General features: G+C 69.7%; 18 protein-coding genes. 7 read left to right on the top strand and 11 right to left on the bottom strand.

Going from position 1 to position 21,362, the window contains the following annotated elements; translation table 11 throughout:
• Positions 1–44 precede the first annotated feature (44 nt).
• Genes E0W60_RS31965 through E0W60_RS31950 form a run of 4 tightly spaced genes read right to left on the bottom strand, consistent with a single transcriptional unit; the run spans position 45 to position 3,307 of the window.
• Positions 45–749, bottom strand: coding sequence for a (5-formylfuran-3-yl)methyl phosphate synthase (locus tag E0W60_RS31965; RefSeq protein WP_135706854.1), 705 nt, complete (start codon positions 747–749; stop codon positions 45–47).
• The gene (locus E0W60_RS31960; RefSeq protein WP_135706853.1) at positions 746–1,327 is read right to left on the bottom strand and encodes a DUF447 domain-containing protein; all 582 of its coding nucleotides are present in this window, start codon (positions 1,325–1,327) and stop codon (positions 746–748) included. The genes E0W60_RS31965 and E0W60_RS31960 overlap by 4 nt, the downstream gene beginning before the upstream one ends.
• A 13-nt stretch (positions 1,328–1,340) precedes the next feature.
• Entirely contained in the window at positions 1,341–2,726 is a 1,386-nt protein-coding gene (locus E0W60_RS31955; RefSeq protein WP_135706852.1) for a DUF6513 domain-containing protein, read from the bottom strand.
• Entirely contained in the window at positions 2,705–3,307 is a 603-nt protein-coding gene (locus E0W60_RS31950; RefSeq protein ID WP_240746118.1) for a flavoprotein, read from the bottom strand. Before E0W60_RS31950 ends, E0W60_RS31955 begins: the two co-directional genes overlap by 22 nt.
• 378 nt (positions 3,308–3,685) lie before the next feature.
• Between E0W60_RS31950 and E0W60_RS31945 the strand changes: the two genes are divergently transcribed.
• On the top strand, positions 3,686–4,216 hold the full coding sequence (locus tag E0W60_RS31945; protein ID WP_431189920.1) for a dihydroneopterin aldolase: 531 nt from the start codon (positions 3,686–3,688) through the stop codon (positions 4,214–4,216).
• Positions 4,217–4,297: 81 nt separating this feature from the next.
• On the opposite strand, the gene E0W60_RS31940 is transcribed toward E0W60_RS31945, so the two are convergent.
• The 7 genes from E0W60_RS31940 to E0W60_RS31910 form a co-directional block, all read right to left on the bottom strand.
• Positions 4,298–5,227, bottom strand: a complete 930-nt coding sequence (locus E0W60_RS31940; protein ID WP_240746031.1) for a triphosphoribosyl-dephospho-CoA synthase — start codon at positions 5,225–5,227, stop codon at positions 4,298–4,300.
• Positions 5,224–6,258, bottom strand: a complete 1,035-nt coding sequence (locus E0W60_RS31935; RefSeq protein WP_205751674.1) for an ATP-grasp domain-containing protein — start codon at positions 6,256–6,258, stop codon at positions 5,224–5,226. The genes E0W60_RS31940 and E0W60_RS31935 overlap by 4 nt, the downstream gene beginning before the upstream one ends.
• 1 nt (position 6,259) lies before the next feature.
• On the bottom strand, positions 6,260–7,330 hold the full coding sequence (mch, locus tag E0W60_RS31930; protein ID WP_135706850.1) for a methenyltetrahydromethanopterin cyclohydrolase: 1,071 nt from the start codon (positions 7,328–7,330) through the stop codon (positions 6,260–6,262).
• Positions 7,263–8,519, bottom strand: a complete 1,257-nt coding sequence (locus tag E0W60_RS31925) for an ATP-grasp domain-containing protein (RefSeq protein WP_135706849.1) — start codon at positions 8,517–8,519, stop codon at positions 7,263–7,265. The genes mch and E0W60_RS31925 overlap by 68 nt, the downstream gene beginning before the upstream one ends.
• Positions 8,520–8,536: 17 nt before the next feature.
• Positions 8,537–9,442 carry an NAD(P)-dependent methylenetetrahydromethanopterin dehydrogenase gene (locus E0W60_RS31920; RefSeq protein ID WP_135706848.1) on the bottom strand — a complete coding sequence of 302 codons (906 nt, stop codon included), beginning with the start codon at positions 9,440–9,442 and terminating at the stop codon, positions 8,537–8,539.
• An 81-nt stretch (positions 9,443–9,523) separates the two neighbouring features.
• Positions 9,524–10,561, bottom strand: coding sequence for a beta-ribofuranosylaminobenzene 5'-phosphate synthase family protein (locus tag E0W60_RS31915; protein ID WP_135706847.1), 1,038 nt, complete (start codon positions 10,559–10,561; stop codon positions 9,524–9,526).
• 18 nt (positions 10,562–10,579) lie between these two features.
• Positions 10,580–12,703, bottom strand: a complete 2,124-nt coding sequence (locus E0W60_RS31910; protein ID WP_240746030.1) for a sigma-54-dependent Fis family transcriptional regulator — start codon at positions 12,701–12,703, stop codon at positions 10,580–10,582.
• Between the two features lie 280 nt (positions 12,704–12,983).
• Here E0W60_RS31910 and E0W60_RS31905 point away from each other — a divergent pair, with 280 nt between their 5' ends.
• From E0W60_RS31905 to E0W60_RS31880, 6 genes are all read left to right on the top strand, one after another.
• The gene (locus E0W60_RS31905; protein WP_135706845.1) at positions 12,984–14,099 is read left to right on the top strand and encodes an aminomethyltransferase family protein; all 1,116 of its coding nucleotides are present in this window, start codon (positions 12,984–12,986) and stop codon (positions 14,097–14,099) included.
• A 26-nt stretch (positions 14,100–14,125) separates the two neighbouring features.
• Positions 14,126–14,707, top strand: coding sequence for a dimethylamine monooxygenase subunit DmmA family protein (locus E0W60_RS31900; RefSeq protein WP_135706844.1), 582 nt, complete (start codon positions 14,126–14,128; stop codon positions 14,705–14,707).
• Positions 14,704–15,666 carry a PDR/VanB family oxidoreductase gene (locus E0W60_RS31895; protein ID WP_135706843.1) on the top strand — a complete coding sequence of 321 codons (963 nt, stop codon included), beginning with the start codon at positions 14,704–14,706 and terminating at the stop codon, positions 15,664–15,666. Before E0W60_RS31900 ends, E0W60_RS31895 begins: the two co-directional genes overlap by 4 nt.
• A 16-nt stretch (positions 15,667–15,682) precedes the next feature.
• Positions 15,683–16,726, top strand: a complete 1,044-nt coding sequence (locus E0W60_RS31890; protein WP_135706842.1) for a heme-dependent oxidative N-demethylase family protein — start codon at positions 15,683–15,685, stop codon at positions 16,724–16,726.
• 118 nt (positions 16,727–16,844) lie between these two features.
• Positions 16,845–19,037: an FAD-dependent oxidoreductase gene (locus tag E0W60_RS31885; protein WP_135706841.1), complete on the top strand. Its 2,193-nt coding sequence runs from the start codon at positions 16,845–16,847 to the stop codon at positions 19,035–19,037.
• Between the two features lie 104 nt (positions 19,038–19,141).
• Positions 19,142–21,352: a (Fe-S)-binding protein gene (locus E0W60_RS31880; protein ID WP_135706840.1), complete on the top strand. Its 2,211-nt coding sequence runs from the start codon at positions 19,142–19,144 to the stop codon at positions 21,350–21,352.
• The last annotated feature ends 10 nt before the right edge of the window (positions 21,353–21,362 follow it).

Genomic DNA, 21,362 nt, shown 5'->3' with positions numbered 1-21,362 from the left:
GTTGGTTCACGGGGACCAATGCCCCTGGGCGAGGCCGCAAACGCTCAGGCCGCCTGCGCCTCCAGTCCCGCGGCCAGGTTCAGTCCGGCCCGCAACGCGGCCACCTTTGCGGGGTCAAGCCTGCCGCCGCGCCCGCTGTCGCACAGCGCGCCACGGAAGCCGGCGAAGTCCGGCCCGAGCGCCCGCAGTCGTGGCAGATGCTCAAGCCGCAACGATCCCGCCATCCCCACCTTGATGCCATGCCGCCCGGCAAGCCCGACCATGGCGCGCAGCGTTGCCATGTCCGTGCAGTCGAACAGGGTGCCGGAGCGCTTGTCGGCCGTGTCCGCCATCACCGCCGGAAAGCCCAGCGCGCAGGCGGCTTCGACCAGCGCGAGGTCGACGCCATCGTCGGCCAGGAATACCGGCACCACCTGCCAGGGCAGGCCGGCCAGTTGCCCCAGGGCTTCGCGTGCGTGCGGGCCGGGGGCGACGCCGACCTTGACGTAGTCGACGCCGCACCTGCCGATGGTGTTGGCCATCAGCACCATGAGTGCATGCTCGGCTGGCGCGAGGTCGCCGATGGTGGCGCTCAGCAGGCGGTTAGGCCAGCGCGTGCGCACGGCCCGGACGACCTCGCACACGGTCTGCGCGGGCAGCGCGCCGAGCGCGCCGGCCCTGGGTTCCTTGAGATCGATCAGGTCGGCGCCGGCCCGGGCGGCTTCCAGGGCTTCTTCCACATTGCGTACGCTGGTGAGCAGGGCGGTCATGGTGTGGTCTCCAGGGAGGCAGCGTTGTGCGCGTCGATCCGCTCGCGCAGCCACTGCCATGCCTCGTGTTCGGCGGGGCCGGCGGTCTTGTCGATGGCGATCTGCAGGTAGGCCATTTCGCGGGCGATCTTGTCGGGTGCAAGCATGTGCAGGCGACTGACCAGCACCGCGGCTTCGATGACAGCGGCCTGGGCACGGTTGAAGCCGGGAAAGTCGCCGTGGCGGCACTGGTACACGCGTGCCATGCGCAGCGTGGGACGGTTGGGGTCACCGCCTTCGTCGCGCAGGCGCAGTTCGAGGTGGCTCAGGGCGCCGGCCAGCCGCACGCCGCGGATGCGCTCGGCCGCGACGGTGGGCCAGCGGTGGCGGCCGGTGAGGCAGCCGGCGAAGACGCGCACGTCGTTGGTCAGGTTGACCACGGCGGCGCCGGTGCCGACGATATTGTCGTAGGTGGTGGATGGCCGGAAGGGCATCAGCACGATGTCGTCGCCACGGTGGCGCACGCCCATCGGTGCGATATGCGGCCGGCCCGCGGCCGAGACCGTGGTGACGATGGTTTCGTAGATGAGGTCGTTCATGCTGTGATGTCCGCTAGGCGCGCTTGCGCATGGTGGTGCCCGGCGCGCACCATTCGGCCAGGTTCTGCGCCTCGCGCCCGACGGCGCAGCCCCAGTCCAGCGACTGGTCCTGCACGTAGCGCTTGCCCAGGCGCCAGGCGACCTCGGCGCGGGCCAGTTCCACCCCCATGTAGAAGGCATGGTTGCCGTCATGCTCGAGCTGCAGGCGCGGGAACAGCGCAAAGGGGTCGGCGGCCACGTGGTGGCCGTCGCGGTTGTAGGCGTGGATGCCCTGCTCGGAGACCTGCACGCGGAAGTTCGGATCGCGGATGGCGCTGGCGGTCTCGGCGATCTCCTCGGCCGTGTCGGGATAGGGATCGCGCGCGTGCAGGGACATCATCTCGTCGGTGAGGCCCTTGGGCAGCGAGCGCTGCTCGCGCGCGGCATACATCATGCGGCGCGCCACGTCGGCTTCGCGGATGGCGCGGCGTGCGTGGCCGCTGACCTGGGTGGTCAGCACCGCCGACGCGCGCAGCTCCACCGCAATGCCCATCAGGAGCGCGTTGATGCCGCCGGTGTCGGCCTCGGTCAGCTCGGTCAGGTTGCCGATGCCGAGCATGATGGGCGCATCGGCGAAGCGCTGGCGCAGGCGCTCGTAGCGCCCCAGCGATGCCAGCAGTCCGAACGGAATCGGATCGAGGATGGCGTCGGCGATGTAGGCGCGTCCGCGCGCCTGCATGGCTTCGACGGCGGCATGGAGCGAGCGTTCGTCCCCGGGCTGGCTGGGCACGAGGATGGGCGTCGCGGCGACTTCGTCGGCCACCCACAGGGTATCGAGCGACAGGCTGAGCAGGTAGTCCGCGCCGGCGCGGCCGCCACGCAGCAGCTCGTCGGTATTCATGGAATCGACGCTGACCTGGAAGCCTTGGGCCTTGAGCGCGCGCACGGCGTCTTCCAGGTGGGGGAATGCGGTGGCGGGCAGGCAGCCCAGGTCGATCACGTCGGCGCCCTCGGCGCGGTGGCGGTACGCGCGTGCGCAGATGCCCGCGATGTCGAGTTGCGGTGCGTCAACGATCTCGGCAAAGATCGCGATGTCATGCCGGGACAAATCCACGGGCCGCGCCTTGCGATTGAAGAACCCGGGCAGGTCCTTGAGGTCTTCCGGCCCGCGCTCGACCGGCATGCCGTAGTGGCGGGAGAGCTCGTCCAGGTCGCCGCGGCAGCGCCCGGGCACCACGATACGGTCTGCCGCCACCGGCGCCGCCACCCGCCGGCGCACCATGTCGGCGGTCATCAGCGCGGCTACCTGCAGGCCGATCTCGCGGATTTCCCAGGTGAACGGCGCGGGCTCCAGGCTGCGCAGCACCCGCTCCAGGCCTTTCTCGGCCAGGCGCCCGGTCAGAAAGACGATGTGTTCCATGTCAGTGACAGTGCTCTCAGTCGTTGATCCAGCGCCGCGCGCAACTCGCCGATGGAGCAGGCCACCTGGCAATGGTCGATGCGGCGCAGCCGCTCCACGTTCTCCAGTTCGATATTGCGGGGGTGCAGCTTGAGCCAGCCCTGCGGGCCCTTGGTCACCACCACGGGTTCGGTATCGCACGCGAACACCAGGCCGGGGATGCCGAGCTTGCCGGCCTGGGCAAAGATATTGGTGGGCAGCGTGTCCGAGATGCCGAACCCGCATTTGGCGACGGTATTGCTGGTGGCCGGCGCGATCACCGTGGTGTGGTAGCGGTGCCCGTACAGCATGCCAACCGGCGCCGCGCTGGCGGTCTTGTCGCGGAACACGCGAAAGCGCGCTTTCAGCGCTGCGAGCGGAATGTCGTAGATGGCCAGTACTTCCTCGGCCGCGCGCGACAGGAAGAGGTCCACATCCGGCAGCGCGGCAGCCAGCGCCAGGCTTTCTTCCAGGAAATGGCCGGAGCCCGTGACGGCCCAGGCGAAGCGGGGCCCGCCGCCGGCCTGGGCGGGGTGCCCGTCGGTGTCGTCCGTGCCGGGCAGGGCCGGGCCTTCGGTCGCGGGACGGAGCACGGCGGATGGCAGGGCGAATGGTAGGGACAAGGCGCGTATTGTCGGGATGATCGGTCTGGGCGCAGTGATCGCAGGAGTCATGCCTGGTGCGGCCGGCCTTGATGCGACGGCCTTTCGGGGCCTGCGCGGGTCATTGCGCCGGCGCGACTGTCCCGCGGCCGGGACAGTCTGTGACGTGGCCGCGGTGCGCAGATGCGCAGGCGCGCTACAGCGGGTGCCCGCGCGCGGGCGGCATGGCTGGCACTGCGGGTCACCGCGGCGCTGCCGGCTGCGCGTGGCCTGCTATTTGCGTGAGAGGTCGTGGGAGCGGCCGCCGGCCGCGCAGCCATTGCACGGCAGGGAGGCCTGATGAAGCGAGACGACATGATGGTGGCGGCCGCGACCGCGGAGTTCAACCGGGCGGGGCAGGCGGGACCGATGGCCGGGCAGTATATGGGTGTCACCAGCGGTGCCACCAGCGGCGCCATGGACCTGATCTTTATCGAGGGTTTCGAGGGCCAGACGGTGATCGGCATCGATGACGGCGAGCTGCACACGCCGCAGCCCATCCGCATCGACCTCACCGCCGGGCTCGCGCGCAGCGCCGCCTGCAGCACGGACCGGATCGGCGACACCATCGACTACGGCAAGGTGCGCGCGGCCTTGCGCGAGCTGATGGCCACGCATGGCCTGCGCTTGCTGGAAGCCTTTGCCGAGCGTGTGGCGCAACTGCTGCTGGAAGACTTCGGCGCCCACTGGGTGCGCGTGGTCGTGGTGAAGCCGAGGAAGTTCGACGATGTGAGCGCGGTCGGCGTGGCCATCGAGCGGCGCCGGGACGATCGGCTGGCTGTCAGGGAGCAGGGACTCGGCTGGCCGAGCCCGGGCGCGATGTCCGCCTGAGGCATCCGGGGCGGCTACCCGCGCCGCAGCGGTGCCGGCGCGGGTACTGGGACCACCGGTGACTACCGTCAACTACATGGACTACAGGCCGACAGCGGACGTTGCCAGTGCCGGCGAAGCCGCGGACAGCGCGCATAGCGCCGGGTCGAGACAGCCGGCGATCATCGCGCTGGCCACCGTCAGGTCGGCGGTGGTGCCGGGATTGAGCCCGTCGGTCTTCAGCAGCCGGTCCCATCGGGCCAGCTCCTCGCGCGGGATGACCTGGCCGGCTTCGAGGCGCCGATGCAACAGGCGCGCCTTGTAGCTGACGTTCCTGGCCGCGGCCAGCCCATGCTTGCGCGCGATATGCGAATCCGGAAAGCGGGCCAGGAAGGCCAGGTACACCGCCGTGACCGCGCGTTGCAGCCGCGCCGGCCAGGGGCCGTGGCTCGCCAGGTGGCGACGCAGTACCGTCAGCCCGAGGGCGAACAGGTCGGCATAGCCATTGGCATACTGGCGCGCGACGCTGTCGCGCATGGCGGCCAGGCGCATGGCAGCGCGCAGGTCCACCGTCGGCGGTGCTGCCACATCCTGCTCGGGCGCCGCGCCCAGGCCGGCCGGATTGGCCTGGGCAATGGCGCGGTAGGCCGCCTGCGCATCGGCCACGGTCAGGCCAGCCAGGACGGTCTCCAGCCGCTGGCGCAGGGCTTCGGCGTCGCGCGGTGGCGTGCCTTCCATGGCGGCAGCGATCGGCGCGCACAGCAGCAGGATGCCGAGATTGGTGTTGCAGCGCGCGACCGCCTGCGTGGCGGACACCGCGCGCTCGATCCGTGCGCCGACCGCCAGCATGGTGTCGGTCAGTGGCGGCGCGGCCGCGGCGGCGCTGTCCAGGAACAGCCGCGCGGTCATGCCGTGGCCCGGCGCACACAGGCTGACATTGCCCGGCTTGGCCACCGCCACGTCGAGCGTGCAGGCCCAGAGAAAGGCGGCCGACGCGGCGCCGGCGCGGTCGTGCCCGCGCGCGGCCATCATGCCAGGGCTCCTGCACGCTTCGCGCACGCACGGGCGGCGGGCAGCTTGCGGCCCAGCAGGTCGTCCACCAGCAGGCCGGCGATGTCGCCTTCGGTGACGGACTGCAGGCCGCGCCAGGCGGCGACGCCGTTGACCTCGATCACGAGTGCGCCTGCCTCGCCTGCGCGAGCGCCGGCGGCAGGCACCAGGTCCACCCCGGCGTAATCCAGACCGAGTGCCTCGGTGGCGCGTATCGCCAGCGCGGCCAGCGCGGGCGAAATCTCGGCATGCTCACACTGCGCGCCTTGCGCCACGTTGTGAACCCAGTGATCGCTGACGCGGCGCATGGCTGCCACCGCCTGGCCACCAACCACCAGCACACGCCAGTCGAAGCCTGGCCTGGCACTGGCACCGTCGCTGGCACCGTCGCTGGCCGCCGGCGCCGGTACGAAGCGCTGCAGATACGCCACGTGCCGGTACGGCGACAGCGCGGGCAGCGGCGCATGTCCCGTCGCCAGCGCGCCGATGCGCTGCAGGCCCTTGCCTTGCGAGCCGAACAGGGGTTTTAGCACCAGCGCCCGCCCCGCCGCGCTTTCGCGCATCACCGTACGCCGGGCCTGCGGCACCGATTCGCTGACCCAGGTGGCCGGCGTCGGAATCCCGGCCAGGTGCAGCAGGAAACTGGTCATGCCCTTGTCTACGCTGCGCTCGATGGCACGCGCGTCGTTGTACACGGGAACGCCGAGCTCGCGCAGCGCGTGCAGGATGCCCAGGCGCAGCGTCACCTGCTCGAAGCTGCCGCCCGCGACGCCGCGCACGATCACGGCGTCCGGCAGGCCGCGGCCGTAGCCGGGGATCGCCAGGCCGTGCCAGGCCCAGGTGGTGTCGATGCGGCAGTCGGCCAGGTCCACGCAGTGACCCTCGCAACCGCGCGCGCGCAAGGCGCGCTTGAGCCTGGTGGTGTGCCAGCCGCGCTCGTCGGTCATGATGGCGACCCGCAGCCCTTGCGCCGTGCCGGCCACGGAGGGTGGGGGAAGAGAGGTGGGCCGCATCTCACGCTTCCTGCAGCCACTGGCCGCGCAGCAACGCCATGTTCAGCGCGCCCGCGTGCCAGGTCCGCCCGGAGGCCAGGTTGCTGACCCACACCTCGGCCGGGGCAAACAGTGCGGGGTCGATCCGGTAGAAGTCGTGATCGTATTCCCTGAAGATCTCGGCGAAGGGCCGGCCATAATCGCGCGAGCCGATAGAAGGCAGCGCCAGTGCCAGCGCGCGCGCGGCATCGTCGCCGGTGTCCACGGTCAGGTGCACGGTGCCGCCGTAGAGGATGGCATCGTTGGTACGGCCCATGGCCTCGCCGGCGTCGGCGCCGGGCGGCGGCAGCGGCGCGGCGGCGCTGCCTTCGACGATGCGATCGAGCGCAAAGCCCAGCACATGCGCCTTGTGCAGCGCCACTTCCAGCACCCGCCCCACGACCTGTGTGGTGCCGGCCAGGCTCGCCGTCGGCGTCAGGATCAGGGTCAGCTGCTCGGGCCGCAGCCCGCAATCGCGCAGGATCTTGGCGACGACGGCCTCGGGCGGGGCGCGGTCGACCTCCAGCACCAGGCAGGCGCCGCCGTTGGCGTTGGCATCGGCGTTGGCATCATCCGCGATGCGGTCGCGATAGCCGAGCTCCGCGAACAACGGCTCCTTGCCGGCGAGCGCGCGCGCCGGGCCGGAGCCCAGCGCGAAGAATTTTTTGCCGCCGGTTTCTTCCTTGCTGGCGGCCAGGCTCCAGCCCGCATACTGGCTCGCCAGGCAGGCCAGCACCGGGGCGCCGCTGCTGACCTCGACCCGCGTGGGCCAGCCGCCATCCGGACCACTCTCGCTGCGATCGCTGCCGTGCCGTAGCTGTACCCGGCCCAGGCCGCCCATGCAGATCTCGGCAATGGCGAGACCCGCCGCGATGCTGCCGCGGGTCTCGACACCCGCGTCGACGATGCGCACGCCCAGCGGCCCGGCGGACACCGCGAGCCGCCATGGCCCGGCCTGCGCGAGCAGGCGCGCGAGCAGTGGCTGGCTAAGCGAATTGACGCTGGGGCTGGGGGCTGCCCCGGCGTTCCTGGTGGCGGGCGTGGTGCTGGGCATGATGAGCCTCGAGTCGGTGGTGGATTTGCGCATGCCGCTGCTGCAGGAGGATGGCGAGGGAGCCTGCGGTCGCGGCTTCGACGAAGACCGTGCAAATGGGGTTGCCGCGGTCGACGGCGGTGCCCGGCGGCGGAATATCGTGGCACCAGCCGGTTCGCATCAGGTCTGCGGCGAGCGCTGTGCCAATGTGGGCCGCGCGCGCGGCGAAGACGGTGTGGAAGCCGCGCAGGGGGCTTGTGCCAGCCGCTGGCAGGGGCGCCGGGAGCGGCGGAGGCAAGATCCCCCGGCACGCCTGCAGATGGGCCTGCACCAGGCCGCCGGCGAAGGCATCGGCGTAAAGCGCCATGGTCGCGGATAGCCGCGGGTTGATTTCGAGCACGGCGATCTCGTCCGCGTCGAGCAGGAAGTCGATGCTGTTTAGCCCGACCAGGCCCGTCTCGCGCACGATGGCGTGGACGATCTCGCCCAGGCGGTTGGCCGTGGCCGGTTTCAGCGCCGTCGGTCCGCTGGCGCCGCAGAAGAGGAACGAGGTGGCTTCGTCGGGCACGTCCGCACTGCCGCATGCGCCGATTTCGCCGGCCGTATGCTGGCGGCTGACGCCCACCATGCGCGCCTCGCTGCCGTTCGCCAGGAACAGCGCGGACATGGACTGGCCCGCTACGCGCTGCTGGTAATACTGCGCCTCGCCGGCGCTGGCGCTGGCGGATGCCTGGTACAGCGGCCGGATATGCCAGCCACCGGTGCCGCCAACGCGCTTGCTCAGCCAGCCCTCGCCGCACGGTGGCGGGTTCAGGCGGGTAGGCGGATGGGCGATGCCAAGTGCATCGAGCAGCCGGAAGAAGCTGGCGGGCTGCTTGACGGTGCGCACGGTTGCGGCGCCATTGCCCAGCAGGGGCACGATGGCGTGCGCTGCCTCGATCAGCCCGGGCTGGTGCTCGAAGCCGCCGCCCGCGATCCATCCCAGCAGCGGGTGGCTGGCGCGCAGGCGCCGCAGCGCGGCCAGCAGGCGCTCCGGGTCGATCGACAGCGCGTCGGGACCGCCCAGCGGCTCCCAATGGCAGGCGGCATGGCGCGTGTCGGTATCGCCGAACACGTCCAGCGCGATCACGGGCAGCCCGGCCTGCGCGGCCGACTCGGCCATCATGCGGGCCGATAGTCCGGCGGCGATGAGCATGGGGGCATTGGGCATGGTCTTGCGTTCCTGTCTCAGGGCAATTCCGCAGCCACCGCGCGCGCCATTGCCATGGCTTCGGGGAAGCCCAGGTAGACCGGCGTGGTCGCTTCGCGCATGGCGAGAAAGAGCCGGTGCTGGACCTGATACTTGATATTGCCGATGGCAAGCGCGCCCACGCCCACCGCGGCCGCTGTGCCGATGCGCTTGCCGTCGTCCATCACCTCAACGCCGGCGATGCCGGCGGGCGGCACCGCGTTCACGTCCGCTGCCACCAGCAGCCTGCCGGCGGCGTCCCGGTCCGCTTCGCTCATGACCTGCACGCCAGCGCTGGCGGTGGCGAACACGATATCGGCTTCGGCCAGTGCGGCGCGCAGCGCTTCTGTGGTGCGGATCAGGATGCCCTGGGTCTGCGCCTGGAAGCGCGCATTGGTTTCCTGGCTGGTGCGCACGGCCTGTTCGTCGTCGACGCGATTCGACAGCCAGACCCGGGCGCCGAGCTGCGAGGCCAGTGCGCCGGCCACGCGCCCGACCGCGCCGCTGCCGCCAAGCACCAGCACCCGCTTGCCGGTGAAGTCGCTGCCATGCGCCTTGCGCAACTGGCGCTCCACCGAGGCCACCAGTGCCGCCGCGGTGGTATAGGAGCCGCTGGGGTCGGCGAAGACCGATACCGCAAAGGGCGGGACCATGGACTGGCGCGCGAGGTCGAGCATGTCGGCAGCCACCATCACGTCGCGGCCGCCGATGAAGATGCCGGTATTGGCCACGCCCTTGGGCCCGCGCGAGAAGATCGCGTCCTGCGTCATCGCGGCGACATTGGCGGGCCCGACTTCTGCATAGGGCACGACGTGGTCAAAGCCGGCGTCGATGGCCATATTGACGTCGAACGGGCTGGCCTGGCGGCCAGGCGTGAACATATGCAGGATGCAGGGGCGTGCCATGGGGATCTCGCTCGGATAGGGTTCGGTGCGGCCTGGCCGCTTCAGTTCGTTTCTGGTTGCTTCTGGTTGCTTCTGGTTGCTTCAGGCCGCGCTGCGATGCTGCGCCGGCAGCACGCTGCCGGCGCCATGGTTGGCGCCGCGCACGATGCGCGCCTCCAGGCAGCCCGGCAACAGGCCCGCCGCGCGCGCGCCGGCCACGGCTTGCTCGGCGGCCGCCTGCGACGGCACGATGGCAAAGCCGGTCGGCCCCCACGAACTCTGGCCCACCGCAACCGCATCGCTGCCGGCCTGCCGCGTGACCCAGTCCAGCACGCGCGCAACCGCCGGGCTGCTGTAGACCCCGCCCTGGGCTGGCGCGAAGTAGTTGCCGATGACTTGCTGCAACTGGTTCAGGCCCTGCGCGAACGGGGCGAACTCCTGCTCGGCGGCCGCCGGCAGGATCTGCATCAGCACGCGGTGGCAGAGCTCCGCGGCCAGCGGCCTGGGGAAGGGCGGCAGGGCCTGGATGGCCTCCTTCTCCGCTGCGCCGTGCAGGCCGGTGCGACTGTCGTCCAGCAGCAGCACGATGCGCCAGTCGGACGGGAACCCGAAGCGCGCCGTCAGCGGCGGCACGGTGCCCGCGCCGCGCGGTCCACCGTCCAGCAGCAGGCCGCCATGCTCGAACGCCGCGATGCCCACGCCGGAGCGGCCGCCGCGCTCCAGGATGCGGGCAATCTCCGCGCCGGACCACGGCAACGCGTGGCACTCGGCATAGGCCCGGCCAAGGGCCAGTGCGAGCTGGGTGCCGGAGCCGAAGCCGGCATGCGCGGGCAGCACCTCGTGCAGCCGCAGCGCAAGCGGCCGGCGCATGCCGCTGGCCTGCCGCAGCCGCTCCAGCCAGGCGCTCACGCGCGGCAGTTCCGCTTGCGCGGCAGGGTGGAGCGCGGTGATCCGGTCCTGCGCTGCGGGCGCCAGGTCCAGGACGGTGGCCGGCCCCTCGATCGCGAGGCCGAGGCTGCCGAAGCGCCGGCCCAGCGTGGCGCCGGGGTCGAGAAAGCCCAGGTGCAGCCGGCCGTTGGCGCGGATGCCGATGGCGCCGGCGGGCTGGCTGCGATGCGGTGAGGTGGCAATCTTGTGCATGGTCGATAGCCCGCTAGGTCATGGCAAGGCGCTGGCTTGCGCCTCGCCCTGCAGGTATGCCGGCATGTCATCGGTGGCGCCCGCGTTGCGCGCGGGGGGTTCCGCCTGCGAGACCCTGATGCAGAGCTGGTGCATCTTGCGGTACAGGGTATTGCGGCTGAGCCGCAGCGTGCGGGCCACGGTGCTGACGTTCCAGCGGTGCGTCTCCAGCAGCTCCAGGATGGTCCGGCGCTCGTTGAGCTGGATCGCGTTGAAGCGCGGCAGGTTCTCTTCGTCCGTGCCCGCTGAACATTGCGCGCTGCCGGCCTCGGCGCGCGAATCGGCACGCGCATGGGCGCCCGAATCGGCCGCGCGTGCGCGGCGCGCCCGTGTGCTGCCGTGCACGATTTCCGGGGGTAGTGCCTCCAGGCACAGGCGATCGCCGTCGCACAAGGCGGCGGCGGTGCGCAGCACGTAGCGCAGCTGGCGCAGGTTGCCGGGCCAGTCATAGCGCATCAGGGCCTGCTGGGCTTCGGGCGCTAGCGTGGGCGCGGCGTGGGGGGCCGCTTCCTCGGCCAGGATGGTGCGGATCAAGGCGAGCCGGTCGGTCCGCTCGCGCAGCGGCGGCAGGCGCAGTTCGACCCCGCTCAGCCGGTAGAACAGGTCTTCGCGGAAGCGCCCTTCGCCGACCAGCTCGGCAAGGTTGCGGTGGCTGGCGCTGATGAGCTGGAAATCGACCCGGGTCGCGCTCTCCGAGCCCAGCGGGGTAACCTGGCGTTCTTCCAGCACCCGCAGCAGGCGAGCCTGCAGCGCCAGCGGCATGTCGCCGATCTCGTCGAGAAAGAGCGTGCCGCCGTCGGCCTGCAGGATCTTGCCGCGCCGGCCCTCGCGCTGCGCGCCGGTGAACGCGCCCGCGCGGTAGCCGAACAGCTCGCTCTCGATCAGCGCTTCGGGCAGCGAGGCACAGTTGATGGCCACGAAGGCGCCCTGTGCGGCCGGGCTGGCCGCGTGCAGCGCATTGGCGAAGACGTCCTTGCCGGCGCCGGTTTCGCCGTGCAGCAGGATCGGCACATTGCGCTCGATCACGCGCGTGGCGAGCCGGATCTGCGCCTCCATGCGCGCATCGCCAGCGGCCAGGCGCGACAGCGCATGCTGTGCCGCGGCACGTTGGTGCGAGGCGGGCGCGGCGGGTGCCGCCTGTGCGGGCCGGCCCGCGCCGCGCACGATCGCGCGGGCAGGGCGCGGATCACACGCTTGCGGCGGCTGCTGCGCCACCATGAAGAAGCGGTTTGCCGCCTGCGTACGGTAGATCGGCACCGGATGGAAGGACTGGCGTGCGCTGCGCGCCACCAGCTCGTCGAGCGACGTCATGAACAGTTCGTCGATGCGCTTGCCACGCAGCGCCTGCAGCGTATGGAAGCCAAGCTGGTGCAGCGCACTGCGGTTGGCGCCCAGCACCGCACCGTCCTGGTCGACCGCGAGCTTGCCTTCGCCCCGGGTGTAGACCAGCTCCGACTGGCTGTGGAAGCGGATCGGGAAAGCATGGCGAAAGCGCGCATCGAACAACCGGTTCTCGATGTTGCGGCAGGACATGGCCACCAGCACCAGCGAATGCTGCTGCTGCAGCGGCGAGCGGCTGGTGACGTCCAGCACGGCGCACAGCTCGCCGTTCTCGTCGAAGATCGGCGCGGCCGAGCAGGTCAGCGAGGTATAGCGTCGGAAGAAGTGCTCGTCGTGCCGTATCGCCACGGCACTGCCTTCGGCCAGGCAGGTGCCCATGCCGTTGGTGCCGGCCTCGCGTTCGCTCCAGATCGCGCCGACGCGCAGCCCTTCCGGCGCGATCTCGCGCGCGAACGGATCGGAGGCCACCAGGTGCATGATGGCGCCCTCGGCGTCGGTCAGCATCACGGCCATGTCGGCATCGGCCAACTGCTGGTGGAGCGTGCTCATCTCCAGGCGCGCGCAGCCGGCCAGCTCGCCAAAGCGCTCGCTGCGCTCGCGCAATTCAGTCGCGGTCAGCACCGGGGGCGCGGGGCGCAGCTCGGGGTCGAGCCCATAGTCGCGCAGGCAGCGCGTCCAGGAACGTACCACCGCCGCACTGACCTCGCACGCCGCGAGCGGCTGGGCTACGGCCTGGGCGATGCGATGGGCATGCGTGTCCATGGTCCTGTCCATGCACCGGTCCGTGCTCCTGTTCGTGCCCAGAAGCGGCTGGGTCAGGGTCATCATGTCTTCCTCCTGCTGGGCTTGCGCACTGGCTTGGGATGGAGTCTGCGCAACGGGGCCGGGCCCGGGCAATACCCAATAGGCGGTAGCCCGGTCGGGGCCAGGGTTTGCACGGGGTACCGCTACTACCTAGGAGGTAGTGCCAAGGGGAAATTGTTGGGGGGGTAGGTGCCAACCATACTCCGCCAGACACACCGAACCCATGCGGAGACAACCGATGACCCGAGAGTCCATCCTGAACGTACGACACCGCGAGCTTGGCTCGAAGCTGGACGGCGACACCTGGAACGACATGCCGATTCCCTGGCGTTACCAGCGCGATCCGCAGGACGAAGTGGTGGCGGTGCGCACTGCGGCAGGCCTCTATGACATCAGCGGCCTGAACATTGTCAGGGTGTGGGGGCCGGACGCCGCCGCGGTGATCGACAGGATGGTCCCGATCGACGTGCGCCGGCTGCGCCCGGGCACGGCGCGCCTGGCAGCGGTGGTCGACGAGAAGGGCGCCGTCAGCGACGACCTGATGGTGATCTGCGACGGCGAGAACCAGTACCGCCTGTCGCACGGCAGCGGTGACACGCAGCAGAAGCTGGCCGCGCTCTCGCAAGGCCGCGACATGCAGTGGGAGCAGGACTTCGACGTCCATATGCTCTCGCTGCAAGGGCCGCGCTCGGCTGCGATCCTGAAGGCGCATATCGGCATCGACCTGGCCACGCTGCCTTACTTCGCCCACCGCGAAACCACGCTGTTCGGCCGCAAGATCGTGATTTCCCGCGGCGGCTACTCGGGCGAGGAGGGTTTCGAGATCTCCTGCGCAGCGGCGGATGCCGTGGCGCTTTGGGACGCCATCCTCGAAGCGGGCAAGCCGCACGGGCTGATTCCGTGCTCCTGGGATTCGCTGGAACTGGCGCGGATCGAGGCGGCGCTGCTGTTCTACCCCTTCGACATGCCCGAGGGCGACACCACGCCGTGGGAGGTCAACCTCGGCTGGGCCATCGACTCCGACAAGGCCGGCGACTACGTGGGCAAGGCAGCGCTGCTGGCGGCCCGGGGCAAGGAGCGCTTTTCCCAGGCCGGCGTGGCGGTGCGGCTCGATCGCGCGGTCGAGGCCGGGGCCAGGATCTTCGTCGACGGCAAGGAAGCGGGCGTCGTCACCAGCGCCACCTTCAGCCGCTACCTGATGCAGTCGCTGGCGCTGGTGCACCTGAAGCCGGCGTACAAGGCACTGGGCACCAGGGTCGAGATCCGCGACAGCACGGGCGCACATGTGGCCACCGTGACCAAGACGCCGTTCTACGATCCGCAGCGCCTGCGCACGCAGATCAAGGCGGCCTGAACGGCCCCGGGGCAAAGGAGCTTGCCATGCTGGTGACAGGGATCAAGAGCATGCCGGTGTACCGCGCACTGCAGTTCGACCGCAGCGGGCACACGCACCTGGCGGTGGCGTGCGGGGCGGGCGCAGAGGCCCTGCTGCGCCTGGCCGCGCAGGCCAGCCGGGCGGGCTCCGCGGCGTCGGCATGCGAGCTGCTGTACGCCCCCGCGGCCAGCGCCGACCTTGCCGAAGGCGTGCGCGCGGCGTGGCCCGGCGCCACCATCGCCGCATCCGGGAACGCATTGCTCGCGGCGCTGGCGCAGGCCCTGGCGCGCCAGCCGATGGGGCTGCGCTTCTACGCCGCCGGCGACGAGGACTTCCTTGCCCAGGCGAGCCGGAGCGCCGAGCAGCATGGGCTCGATCCCGACGAGATGCAATGCGAGCACGTGGCCCCGGCCGCGGCGCGCCGTGTGTACTGCATCCATTGCCACACCTGCAACGCGGCGGTGAGCGGCAGCCTGGCGCCTTGCGCGGGCTGTGGCCGCACGCTGCTGGTGCGGGATCACTATTCGCGCCGGCTCGCCGCCTTCATGGGTGTGATGGCCGACGCGGAAACCCCGGGGGCAGCATGAAACCGCAGGAATCCATTCCGGTGCGCGTGGCAGAGATCGAGCCGGTGACGCCGCTGATCAAGCGCTTCACCCTGCAGCATGCCGACGGCGGCGCGCTGCCGCGCTTCTCCGGCGGCAGCCATATCGTGGTGGAGATGCAAGGCCACGACCGGCTGCACCGCAATCCGTACTCGCTGATGAGTTCGCCCTGGGACGGTGACCACTACCAGATCGGTGTGCGCCGCGTGGACGAAGGGCGCGGCGGCTCGCGCCACATGCATGAACGGGTCACGGTCGGCTCGGTGCTGCGCGTGTCCGCGCCGGTCAATCTCTTTCCGCTGCTCAAGACCCGGCGCAAGCACATCCTGATCGCGGGCGGCATCGGCATCACGCCATTCTTTTCGCACCTGGCGGAGCTGGAGCGGCTCGATGCGGCCTACGAGCTGCACTACGCCGTGCGCAGCCAGGAACATGCCGGCTTCGCCGTCGCGCTGCAGCGGATCGCCGGCAGCAAGCTGCATCTCTACGTGGACGAGGGCGGCAATCAGCTCGACTTCGCCACGGTGCTGGCGGGGCAGCCGCTCGGCACCGATGTCTACGTGTGCGGGCCGGCCGGCATGATCGACGCCGTGCGCCAGGCGGCGCGCGCGGCGGGGTGGTCGGACGGCCACGTGCATTGGGAGCAGTTTCTCGCGCCGCAGCCCGGCGTCCCGTTCGAGGCGGTGCTGGCGCGCAGCGGCATCACCGTGCAGGTCGGCAGCGAGGTCAGCCTGCTGGAAGCCATCGAGGCGGCCGGCGTCAGGGCGCCTTACCTGTGCCGCGGCGGTGCCTGCGGGCAGTGCGAACTCGAGGTGCTGGAGACCGACGGCGAACTGCTGCATCGCGATCACTATCTCTCCGCCGAGGAACGGGCGGGCGGACGCAAGCTCATGCCCTGCGTCTCGCGGGCGCGCTGCCAGCGCGTGGTGCTGGCCATCTAGGAGGCGAGGAAGCGCGATGGAAACCATCTTCAAGCAGGACGAGACCTATCGCGGCGATTTCGTCTATAGCAACAGTCCCGCTGCGATCCGGCGCTTTCCGTTTCCGTTTGCCGAAGACCGGTACATGTACTCGGTCAATATCGAGCCCCACGCCGCGGGGCCCGCCGGTAGCGTCACCGAGCATCCCTTCGACATCGACGAGCATTACCTCGGCGAATGCCGCGAGCGCGCGCTGGTGCTGGCGCAGGACCCCGGCCGCTGCATGGCGCTGCCGCACATGATGGAAGCGCAATGGGACACGCTGGAGCTGATGATGACCTCGCTGGCGGCCAGCCATCCCGGCCATTTCCAGTTGCGACGCGACGGCGCGCACTGGACCTGGGAGAACCGCCTGCTCGGCCTGGAACAGCGCTTCGTCTTCGGCGACACCGCCTCGCTGCCGCAGCCGCCGCTGGAGTACATCCTGCGCCAGGTGCAGGGCGACTGGGTGCTGATGGACCAGCGCCAGGACAACCTGTTCATGGATGCCGGCATGGTCACCACGCAGGCCGACTGGTCGCTGGACTTTGACCTGGGCATGAGCTTCACCGAATGGCACGGGCCGGTGCCGCTGGCGCACGAGCTCGGCATCTTCGACCGCGCCCTCAAATACCTGCTGCACCTGCGGGTGGGCGGGCCAGTGCGCCGCCTGAACTGGACCATGACCATCCATCCGCGCCTGGATACATCGCCGGAGCGCTATTGCGACTGGGGCGCCGAGCGGGCCGCCGTCACCCGCGAAAACGCCGGCGAGCTGGTTCACCTGCGCGTGGAGCTGCAGACCTTGTTCCGCCTGCCGCGCAGCAATGCCATCGGCTTCGGCGTGCGTTGTTACCTGATCAGCCTGCAGGAGCTTGCCACGGTGCCCAAATGGGCGGCGCGGCTGCACCGCGTGCTGCGCACCTTGCCTGGCGAACTGGTCGACTACAAGGGGATCACCCGCTACCGCCAGGCGGCGATCGACTGGCTGGCGCCATTCGACGACGCCCGCATGCTCAGCGAAGGCACGGCGCCGGATTAGCGCAGCGCAGCCAGAGAACAACAACAGACGTCCCGATTCGATTCAAGGCGGAGCTCGCGCTCCGCGTTGCCTGCGACGCCCGAGAGCGATCGCCCCACAAACCGGCTGGAGACCATCAATGGCCCGCGACCCACGCTACGACATCCTGTTTGAACCGATCCAGATCGGCCCCAAGACACTGCGCAACCGCTTCTACCAGGTTCCGCATTGCATCGGCGCAGGCTCCACGCTGCCCGGATTCCAGGCGGCCCATCGCTCGATGAAGGCGGAAGGGGGCTGGGCAGCCCTCAATACGGAATACTGTTCGATCCACCCGGAATCGGATGACACGCACCGGATGTCCGCGCGGATCTGGGACGAGGGCGATGTGCGCAACCTGCGCGCGATGACCGACGAGGTCCACAAGTACGGCGCACTGGCCGGCATCGAGATGTGGTACGGCGGCGCCCACGCGCCCTGCATGGAAAGCCGGGCCACGCCGCGCGGCCCGAGCCAGTACGCCTCGGAGTTCGAGACCCTGACCTACTGCAAGGAGATGGACCTGCGCGACATCGCCCAGGTGCAGCAGTACTACGTCGATGCGGCCTACCGCGCGCGCGATGCCGGCTTCGACATCGTCTACGTGTACGGGGCGCACTCCTACCTGCCGCTGCAGTTCCTCTCTCCCTACTACAACAAGCGCACCGACAAGTACGGCGGCTCGCTGGAGAACCGCGCGCGCTTCTGGCTCGAAACGCTGGAGAAGGTGCGCCGCGCCGTGGGCGACGACTGCGCCATCGCCACGCGCTTCGCGGTGGATTCGCTGTACGGCGTGGCTGGCATCGAGGTGGAGCAGGACGGCATGAAGTTCGTCGAGATGGCCGACCACCTGCTAGACCTGTGGGACGTGGACGTGGGCGACATCGCCGAGTGGGGCGAGGACGCCGGTCCCTCGCGCTTCAACCTGCAGGGCCACCAGATTCCCTGGACCCGCTTTATCAAGCAGGTGTCGAAGAAGCCGGTGCTGGGCGTGGGCCGCTTCACCGATCCGGAAAAGATGACCGAGATCGTGACCAAGGGCATTGCCGACATCATCGGCGCAGCGCGTCCGTCCATCGCCGACCCCTTCCTGCCGAAGAAGATTGAGGAAGGCCGCATCGACGACATCCGCGTCTGCATCGGCTGCAATGTCTGCATCTCGCGCTGGGAAATCGGCGGCCCGCCGATGATCTGCACGCAGAACGCCACCGCCGGCGAGGAGTACCGCCGCGGCTGGCACCCCGAGAGGTTCGCGCGCGCCAAGTCCGACGATTCCGTGCTGGTGGTGGGCGCGGGCCCCGCCGGCTCGGAATGCGCGCGCGTGCTGATGGAGCGCGGGCACACCGTGCACCTGGTCGACACTGCGGAGAAGATCGGCGGCCACCTGAACCAGATCATCACGCTGCCCGGACTGGGCGAATGGGGCTACCACCGCGATTACCGCGAGACGCAGATCGCCAAGCTGCTCAAAAAGAACAAGCAGAGCCAGCTCGCGATGGGCCAGAAGCCGCTGAGCGCCAACGCCATTCTTGAATACGGTGCCGAGAAGGTGGTCATCGCTACCGGTTCGCACTGGGTGACCGACGGCACCAACTGCCTGACCCACGACCCCATCCCGGGTGCCGACGCCTCGCGCGACGACCAGTTGACGCCGGAGCAGGTGATCGCCGGCAAGAAGGCGATCGGCAAGCGCGTGGTCATCCTCAACGCGGACACTTACTTCATGGCGCCGAGCCTGGCCGAGAAGCTGGCGACTGCCGGCCACGAGGTGACCATCGTCAGCGGTGTGCACCTCGCCAACTACATGCACTTCACGCTGGAGTATCCGAACATGATGCGGCGCCTGCACGAATTGGGCGTCAACGAGATGGGCGACCATTTCGCCAGCCGCATCGAGCCGGGCCGCATCGAGATCTACAACATCTGGGGCGACGGCTCGCGCCGCACCTACCGCGGACCCGGCAAGTCCCCGCGCGACGAGAACAAGACCCATCGCTGGCTGGAGTTCGACTCGCTGGTGCTGGTGACCGGCCGCCGCTCCAACGACGGCCTGTACCGGCAGCTGAAGGCGGCGCAGGACCGCTGGGCCAGCGTGGGCATCAAGGAGGTCTACCTGATCGGCGATGCCGAGGCGCCGCGGCTGATTGCCGACGCCACCTTCGGCGGCCAGCGGCTGGCGCGCGAGATCGAGGAAGACGACGCGCAGATCCCGCTGCCTTACCGCCGCGAAGTGCCGGTCTGGGGCGTGCCGCACAAGAAGGAAGGCACCTTCGAGATCATCTACAAGGTGTGATCCGCGGGGGGAGGGCCAGGCAGGCTGTGCCTGGCCCTCCTCGTCGCGCCGCGCCCCGCCGCGCCCCGCCGCTCCTCCACGCATCGACCCAGACGGAAGCCGCCATGTTCGCCGCAGACAAGTTCGACCCGCTCCAGATCACCCGGGTCCTGTTTGAAGGATTCTCGTCCCACGCCATCGTGCTGTTCTACCTGGTGGGCTTCGGCGCCATCGGCGTGTTCTGCTGGGGCACCTATGTGCAGGTGCGCAAGTACCGGCGTGGCCAGCCCCTGGGCGCGCCGCTCGATCTGTTCAAGCGCTTCCTGCAGATGTGCCGCACGGTAGCGAGCCATCGCACTATCGCCAGGCGCGATCCCGCCGCCGGGCGCGCGCACCGGCTTATCTTCTATGGTTTCGCGCTGCTCTTCATCGGCACCGCAACCATTACGCTCGACTACGACATCACGGCCAAGCTGTTCGGCATCAGCTTCTGGCACGGGAATTTCTATCTGTGGTTCTCGCTGGTACTGGATTGCGCCGGCGTGGCCATGATCGGCGGTCTCGTCTACATGATGGTCCGGCGCGGCTGGATCAAGCCGCCCAAGCTGGACTACACGCGCCCCGACCGCAAGCCCGGCGAGCCCGGCTACGACCGCAGCGGCTACCGCCGCGAGGACTGGGCCTTCCTGTGGACACTGATCGTCATCGGCGCGACCGGCTACGTGCTGGAGGCCGCCCGCCTGGTCTGGCTGCAGCAGCGGCCGGAGGTATGGGAGCTGCGGTGGTGGTCGCCGTTCGGCGCGGCGCTGGCCGAAGGCCTGCGCGCTGCCGGGCTGAGCGCCGCCGCGGCGGGGCTGCTGCGCACCGGCCTGTGGTGGTTCCACGGTTTGCTGGCGCTGACCCTGATCGCGCTGATTCCCTTCACGAAGGTCAAGCACATCTTCACCGCGGCCGGCTCGCTGATGTTGCGCGATCCGCTGGCCGCGCAGCGCCTGCCGCGCCAGGCCGCCACCGGCGACAAGGTGGGCTATACGACCATCACCGACTTTACCTGGAAGCATCTGCTCAACCTCGATGCCTGCACCAAGTGCGGCCGCTGCCATGAAGCCTGCCCGGCGCGCGCCGCAGGGGCGCCGCTGTCGCCGCGCGACGTGATCCTCTCGCTGCGCGAGTTCGCCAACGATGCCCTGCAGAAGAACACCTTGCCGGAGCAGGTCAAGCTGAGCCCGCACGGCAAGGATGGCGGCCAGGTGTTCATGGAGACCCTGTGGTCGTGCCGCACCTGCATGGCCTGCGTGGAGATCTGCCCGGTGGCGGTGGAGCATGTACCCATCATCGTGCAGATGCGCCGCAAGCTGGTGGAAGAGGGCGAGATGGAGCCGCAGCTGCAGAAGACCTTGCAGACCATCCACAAGACTGGCAATTCCTTCGGGGAATCCAAGCGCAAGCGCGCGGCCTGGACCAAGGCGCTGCCGTTCCAGATCAAGGATGCGCGCAAGGAGCCGGTGGACGTGCTGTGGTTCGTGGGCGACTACGCCTCGTTCGATCCGCGCAACCAGAAGGTCAGCCAGGCCTTCGCCACCCTGCTGCACGAGGCCGGCGTCAATTTCGGCCTGCTGTTCGAAGGGGAATCGAATGCCGGCAACGACGTGCGCCGCGTGGGCGAGGAAGGGCTCTACGAACTGCTGGCCGAAACCAATATCGCCACGCTGGGCACCGTGCAGTTCCAGCGCATCGTGACCACGGACCCGCATTCCTACAACACCATCCGCAACGAGTATCCGGACTTCGGCGGCAACTATGAGATCGAGCACTACACCAGCTTCGTGCAGCGCATGCTGGAGCAGGGCCAGCTCAAGGTGCGCCAGCCGCAGCATTTGCGCGTGACCCTGCACGATCCCTGCCACCTGGGCCGTTTCAACAAGGGCTACGGCGGCCCGCGCGAAATCCTGAAGCGCATCGGCTGCGAACTGGTGGAGATGCCGCGCCATGGCGACAACTCCTTCTGTTGCGGCGCCGGCGGCGGGCGCATCTGGATGCCGGATCCGGTCGGCGCCGAGAAGCCGTCCCAGCTGCGCATGCGTGAGGCGGCGGGCATCGACGGGCTGGAAGTCTTCGTGGTTTGCTGCCCCAAAGACCTGACCATGTTCGAGGACGCGCTCAAGACCAGCGGCTATGAGGGCAAGTTCGTGGTGCGAGAACTGATCGAGATGATCCGCGACGCGCTGGCCGAGCCCATCACGCTGGAAGCCGAGGTTGCCGGTGCAGGTGCCGGTGCAGCCGCCCTGCGTGCTGGCGGGTCCGCCAGCCCGCAGGGCGGCCTGGTGGAAGCCTGAGGCGCGCGGC

It is taken from the genome of Cupriavidus oxalaticus, from assembly GCF_004768545.1.
Classification (GTDB): Bacteria; Pseudomonadota; Gammaproteobacteria; order Burkholderiales; family Burkholderiaceae; genus Cupriavidus; species Cupriavidus oxalaticus_A.
Note: the sequence above shows the minus strand (reverse complement) of the source record. Positions and strands in the feature narration are given on the sequence as shown.